Genomic DNA, 5,967 nt, shown 5'->3' with positions numbered 1-5,967 from the left:
CGTGATCACCTACGCTACAATCTCCTGACCGCGCAGTACCACCTTCCTTCCCTGATCACGTTCGCCGAAACCGCTGATCACCTTCACCGAAATCCGCAATCTCAGTTCTTCTTACCCTTGCCTCGGCAGCCTTCAGCGCAGGATGTTCATCCTTCGATCTTTGGCGCGGCACCTACGAAGGTGCCCGCAGCCACGATGCCGCCGTGAATCCTATGACTCCGGGAACGGTAAGGCAGACGCTTCCGCCCTACGAGGATTATGAGCGGGAGCGTAACCTGGCGCGTGGTGGGAATCCGTCTATCCAGGACCAGTAACTGGCCGGTAGCTCGGTCCCCCATCCTAGTACCAACCATGGCGTGCGATGCCTCGCATTGGAACCGCGTCCATCCGCAGATATCCCGCTACAAGAAGCACCATCCGAGACTGAGCAAAACCCGCCAGGCTTTCGCAAGGCGGGCTGATTTCGACAAATCACCGCAACGATTCAGCGCTGCTTGGCAGGGAACATTATTTCGGCCCATAGCGCCCAGAAGAAACCGCAGTAGACAGGGAGGAACATGAGCGCCCCCTTCACTGCCGTGCAGCAGCCAACGGCTGCGGCACAAGCACTCCAACCTGCTGCGTGGCCGCTACGCGAAGGCGCCCAATAGCTTCAGACAACTCCACAGCCTCGCGTTGCTTTGGACCCAGTGGATTCACAGAGCAAATCGACACGCGCGCCATGATCTCTCGCCACTGGACGGCAGTAGGCGGTACAGCACCTCGGGCGTTCACAAAACCGCGCAACCAGCTCACAAACTCAACTTCACTCACTTCGAACCTCGACCATCAATGCCGGGGCATCACTTATCGATGCTCCCGCTCATACAGCCACCAAAACTCTGGACTGGACGAGGTTCATTAAAGGCAAGGAACGACGACCGTCACATAGGAATTTTCCCAAAATACATCAACGCACTTCCGAATGATTTGGCCCTGACCAGTCAATCACGTGACCCGTATTGCGAACGCGTCTGCCTCCGCTGGCCAGCGGCTTGCATCGACCAATTGATGCCCTGCATGGCCGCCACGCCCGAATATTCCGAGCTGTCAACGCCCCCTAGATTCCCCAACGATCCGCCAGCTTCATGACGCCCCAGAGCGCAAAGAACACAACGAAATAGGCGAACATGGCAAACTCCCTCAACTGGTTGATACGACTTCATTTCAGCAACCAGCATGAGCAGATCCAACCATCCAACTCCGAATTGAACCTAGGAATCTTCCTATTGCGGGACCACCGGCCACGTCGACGCCGAGACAACCACTGCGAGTGTCCATGTACGTGAGCCATACCCCGTCCAGTGCCAGGCGCTCCAACCAAGGCCCTAACGTCATGACAAGAACCCGAAGCATCGCCCTTGCCACCCTCCTCAGCATTTCATCTCTCGCCCATGCCGCTCCCAGCATTGAGGTTGGCTTCTCCCCGGAGGGTTCAGCGCGAGAACTGGTCCTGAAGACTATCGGTAGTGCGCAGCATTCCATTCAGATGCTCGCCTACTCGTTTCAAGCTCCTGACATCATGCAGGCGCTGGTTGATGCCAGGAATCGAGGCGTGGAGGTGCGCGTGGTCATCGACAAGAAGCGCAACCTGGGCAAGACGAGCGTGGCAGCCATGGACTTTGTGACCCGCAATGGTGTGGAAGTTCGGACCAACGACCATTTCCATATCCATCACGACAAGACGATCATTGTCGATGGCAACACGGTTGAAACAGGTTCCTTCAACTTCGCGCCATCTGCCGAGACGTCCAACTCCGAGAATGTGGTCGTCATTCGAGACATGCCGGAGGTTTCACGCCAGTACATCGAGCATTGGCAATCACGCTGGAATCTGGGGAAGCCTTATCCAGCGCGATAACTGAACCGCCCCGGGGAGCCACCGAGGCTGGTTGGTTCACGTTAATGGCGGTTCAGAGGCAGGGATTTGAAGCTGTCGATAGTTGACTGCCTCAGCTTCGGATGGCGGGATGTGATCCTGATCCTTTCGCGGGCGCCAGCACGCGGTCAGCCGAACAAGGGATCCTTTCGCGCGACCGAAGGTAATCGCACAACGACAGCCCAAAGTGCATTCTGTGCCGTGACCATTGCACAGAGCGTGGATAACAAATGGGTCAGCGCGTCATCGGCTTCGCCGGCGGAGAACTCGGCCAGCTGGTCCCAGAGTGCAAAGACGTCATCGCGGTGCGATGCGTTGGCGGAATCCGAGATTGGATGCATGTCGTCCCCAGCAAGAATGGGCGAATCACCAATCGTCGGTGATCTTGGGCTCTCCAGACAATATCACCCCGACCGCGCTTGGCTCCAGCGCGAACCTGGGCGAGCCGGCGCAGGATGCAGTGCTTCTCGATCATATGAAACGTGCCTTGTATTTCACATAAGGTGCGGCCCGGCGGTTGGGATAAATAGCCGTTGACTTCCGATTTCGCCTTACCTATCTTTCTCGACGCCATATATGACTGTCGGACTCGCCTCCCACTCCGGAGGCCGGCAACCTTCGGAGGTGTCGGTAACGCGCATGCCCATTGGGCAGCGCGTCCCGAGTTCCATGGCGTTCGTGTTTTTCTAGATCTCCTTTGAGTACGATAGCCGCGCACTTCTGCGTTAGTGCCGCACCATATCCTCAGCTCTCCGATCGCATGAAATTCAGATTCCAGGCAAAGGTCGTCCCCTCGGGCAATGCAACGGCCGTCGAGGTCCCGAAGGATGGCATTGAGTCGTTCGGCGCGGGCGCGCGACCACCGGTCGCCATCTCCATCAACGACCACAGATGGCGAAGCAGAATCGCCGTGATGAATGGCAAATGCTTGGTGGGTATCAGCGCGGCCAACCGGCGAGAAAGCGGTATCGCGGAGGGCGACCTCGTCGACGTTCTAATAGAACTCGACGAAGAGCCGAGAACACTGCCGGAACCGAAAGACCTTTCTGAGGCCCTGAGGAAAAATAAAGGCGCCAGAGCCGCCTTTGATCGTTTGCCGTTTGGGCTCAAACGGAAGCACGTTGCAGCGATTGAAGATGCCAAGTCTCTTGAGACGCGGCAGCGTCGCATCGCCAAGCTCGTCAACGAACTGCAGCAAAGTTCGGCCTAATCCTTTGCCGCACACCGACGCGCAAACGGCTGCTGCACCGCCTGCGCGGGTGAGCTCTAACCGTTGAACGACTGCTTTCGGGTCGGTTCGTGCTCCAAAAATGGGGCTCCGCCTCCCGGACATGGGCCAAGTTTGCGCCCCCTTGAAGCCGCATCGGGCAGAGACCATGGCACTATGTTTTCTTGGGAGGCACCGTCCCGTTCTCGGTCCACAAGTAGTCCTTGAATATCTCCTCGTAGACGGGGTACATGAGAAGTACTTTCTCACCGATGAATGCCGCTGCCTCTGCGAAAGTCATGCTCTTCAGGGTTTCGTTCTGGATCTTATATGGACGCAACATTGGTTTTCCCAGATACCTTACGAGCAAACACTCGTTCTCAGCGTCATATTCGAACTGGATACCCTTTGATGTCATGGTGATGGCTTAACAACCTGATCCGACGTCCCAAGCGTCCTAGTAAGGGGCAGCCAGCTTCTCGAAGCTATATGTATTGAAGTCATGAAGCAGACGCATATCCTGCAACCCTTCTGAATCAACGCTAGCTTCAAATAGTCGACCTGATTCAATCCACACAAGCCGCTTCCCATCTACATCTGCCCACGACCAGTTCGGCATGCCTATCGAGCGCCCGGTCCCAGGGTGCAAGAGCTCATGGCGCTCTCGACTCCCATGCACACGCTTGCGTAGCCGCCATCGTAGCCCGACAGGCTTCTCGAAATGGACAATAGCGCCCTTCCCAATCCACCCAGAATCCATTCGTTGCCAACCGTCCATCTGCAGGCGGATTTCATACAGATCGGTTTGTCCTATTGGAGGAAACTCATGCCACGGATAGGTGCCTGTGCGCCTAGCCTTGGATTGATCACGGACGATTGTGTGCCCATAGCCATCGTTGAGCCAGTACTCGCGCTTGGAAACAAACAGACCACCCCCGTGCCAAGTGTCCCCTTTGGCCAGGAGTGTTTCGGCCTTGAGATACGGCGCACGCGAGATCGCCGTATACGCGCCTTGACTTTCGGTTCCCCACTTGCCGGTGACCGCGAAATAGATCAGGTAGCTGCCGTCGGGTGACAAGTCCGAGCGTCGCTCATCAATTCGTCCGTTGAACCACTGTCCGACCTCGAACTTGTCGCGCCTTCTGTCCCAGCCAATCAATGCCGTCTTTCTCGATGGGCCGCGGCGTATAACAACCGCGGAACGAGCCTCACGAGCCATCAGAATATGAACGCGTGCGGGCGGCGGTTGGCGCGTTTGCAGTTCCTCCATTGTCATGCCCCCAGCTTCCTCTTGGCAGCCCGTCGGCCACCAGCTGCTTCCATACGAGTCCTGTATAACTTGCGTTTGGCTACGCGTTCGCCAAGGGAAATGTCCGGCCACTTCCCCCATCCTCGATTCTTTCGCCTCGCGATCCCGACACGGAGTTCCGTAAGCACGAGCAACTCGTCCACGGGCTCGGACTTCAGCGTTTCAAGAGGCTGGTTCTGAGTTCTGCGCGCAATCCTCGCGTAGGTGCGTTTTCGCTTCGGGACACAGCTTCCCCTTTCTCCGTGGTCAGGCCGGTGGTCCTTGGCGTAGCTCAGCCGCTTCTTTTCCTGCGGTGTTTTGAAGTTACCCATCGTTGCCAAACTTGGTTGTCAGTTTTGTCCAGCGATCGCGGTTTCCTCAGCGCCGAACAGCTTCCGTCGGGCAGTCCATCTCATAAATAAAAGGGTTTCCCCTAATATAGTTGGGCGCCGGCCTGCTGCTATTTCTGACGCAAAATGTACCAAAAATATGAAATTCAATACAGCTAGCGAGAGCAGGCAAACTCCGAGACAACTGGATCCGACACCCCTAGACCGGAAGATTGCCGCAGCTCCGTTGGCTAAAATCATCCATTGCACTCTCAGGCACATTTGCATGCGCAGGCGGTTTTCGTAGCGGCTATCGGGCCGCAGCATGGTTCCATATCAACTACAGCTTTTTTGAAAGAATGACTCTAGGAAAATTCTTCAGGTGCACTCAAGACGGTAGCTTGACCGTCATCGGTCATTTGCCACGACGGACCGATTGAATGCCTCTCCCACCTGAAGATATAGAGGCATGGGCGCTGGCATACATTGCAGCCCGAGAGACCTACGACCACGATTCTGACGAGGAACTGCCACTGGCCATCTCGAGATTCTACGATCTTGACGCCGATCCCGAAGACGTCTGGATGGTGATTCTCCATGTGCTCTCTCACTGCCCGTCGGAAAAGGTTCTAAGCGTCCTGGCTGCCGACCAACTGGAAGATCTCATCGAAGACCATGGGGAGGCGATGATCGACCGCATTGAGCGGGAAACGCAATCAAATCCTGCGTTCAAGAATCTTCTATGCGGCGTCTGGCCTAGCAGTTCCAAAGAGATATGGGCGCGCGTTGAGAAAGCGCGGGGCTACAGTGAGCTGCCACCCAAGAAGGTATTGGGTCTGATCGACTGTTCACCACGCAACCCCGCGATTCGTGACCAGGCAGCCGCGCTCGCCTCCATTGAAAATGAGCTTTCTATGGCGATGCTTGCCAATGGATACCTGACCAATTCGCCGTTTCGGCTAGTCGGCATCTACGTTCATTTCGATGGGCCACCTGGCTCCCACGCACTTGCGAGGGAATGGATAACCTCCGGCATGAGCATTGTGACCACGATAGCGTTCAGCAGGGAAACGATGTTCCTTTTGGATCCAGAGTCGCAGCGAATTGTTATTCGGGATGCCATACTGGTGACCTTGCCCCTGTTCCACGAATCCCATAACCGAGGGAATTAGGCAGCCCGGTGTTGCTGAGCTGCGGACCAGTTTTTCTCGAACGTCATGGGGCT

5 protein-coding genes are annotated in these 5,967 nt (G+C 56.3%); 4 read left to right on the top strand and 1 reads right to left on the bottom strand.

Translation table 11 applies throughout. The annotated features are described in order from the left end of the window. The 3 genes from RN01_RS34780 to RN01_RS28695 all read left to right on the top strand — a co-directional run. Positions 1–207, top strand: a 207-nt coding sequence (locus tag RN01_RS34780) for a hypothetical protein (protein ID WP_231582321.1), incomplete at its 5' end; no start/stop codon positions are given. Between the two features lie 1,168 nt (positions 208–1,375). After that, positions 1,376–1,900, top strand: coding sequence for a phospholipase D family protein (locus RN01_RS28705; RefSeq protein ID WP_024570110.1), 525 nt, complete (start codon positions 1,376–1,378; stop codon positions 1,898–1,900). Between the two features lie 778 nt (positions 1,901–2,678). Then, positions 2,679–3,128: a YdeI/OmpD-associated family protein gene (locus RN01_RS28695; RefSeq protein WP_024570111.1), complete on the top strand. Its 450-nt coding sequence runs from the start codon at positions 2,679–2,681 to the stop codon at positions 3,126–3,128. A gap of 454 nt (positions 3,129–3,582) precedes the next feature. Here the strand turns inward: RN01_RS28695 and RN01_RS28685 are convergent, their stop codons facing one another. Then, positions 3,583–4,401, bottom strand: coding sequence for a hypothetical protein (locus RN01_RS28685; protein ID WP_024570112.1), 819 nt, complete (start codon positions 4,399–4,401; stop codon positions 3,583–3,585). Between the two features lie 781 nt (positions 4,402–5,182). On the opposite strand from RN01_RS28685, the gene RN01_RS32625 reads away from it, so the two are divergent. Beyond that, the gene (locus RN01_RS32625; protein WP_024570114.1) at positions 5,183–5,914 is read left to right on the top strand and encodes a DUF6869 domain-containing protein; all 732 of its coding nucleotides are present in this window, start codon (positions 5,183–5,185) and stop codon (positions 5,912–5,914) included. Positions 5,915–5,967: the final 53 nt, after the last annotated feature.

Origin of the sequence: Cupriavidus sp. SHE, assembly GCF_000812445.1 — a bacterium.
GTDB classification, from domain to species: Bacteria; Pseudomonadota; Gammaproteobacteria; order Burkholderiales; family Burkholderiaceae; genus Cupriavidus; species Cupriavidus metallidurans.
This window is presented reverse-complemented; position numbering and strand designations above follow the sequence as displayed.

Coding starts and splice junctions, on each gene's coding strand:
- RN01_RS28705 (WP_024570110.1), top strand. CDS start 1,376: ATGACAAGAACCCGAAGCATCGCCCTTGCCACCCTCCTCAGCATTTCA.
- RN01_RS28695 (WP_024570111.1), top strand. CDS start 2,679: ATGAAATTCAGATTCCAGGCAAAGGTCGTCCCCTCGGGCAATGCAACG.
- RN01_RS28685 (WP_024570112.1), bottom strand. CDS start 4,401: ATGACAATGGAGGAACTGCAAACGCGCCAACCGCCGCCCGCACGCGTT.
- RN01_RS32625 (WP_024570114.1), top strand. CDS start 5,183: ATGCCTCTCCCACCTGAAGATATAGAGGCATGGGCGCTGGCATACATT.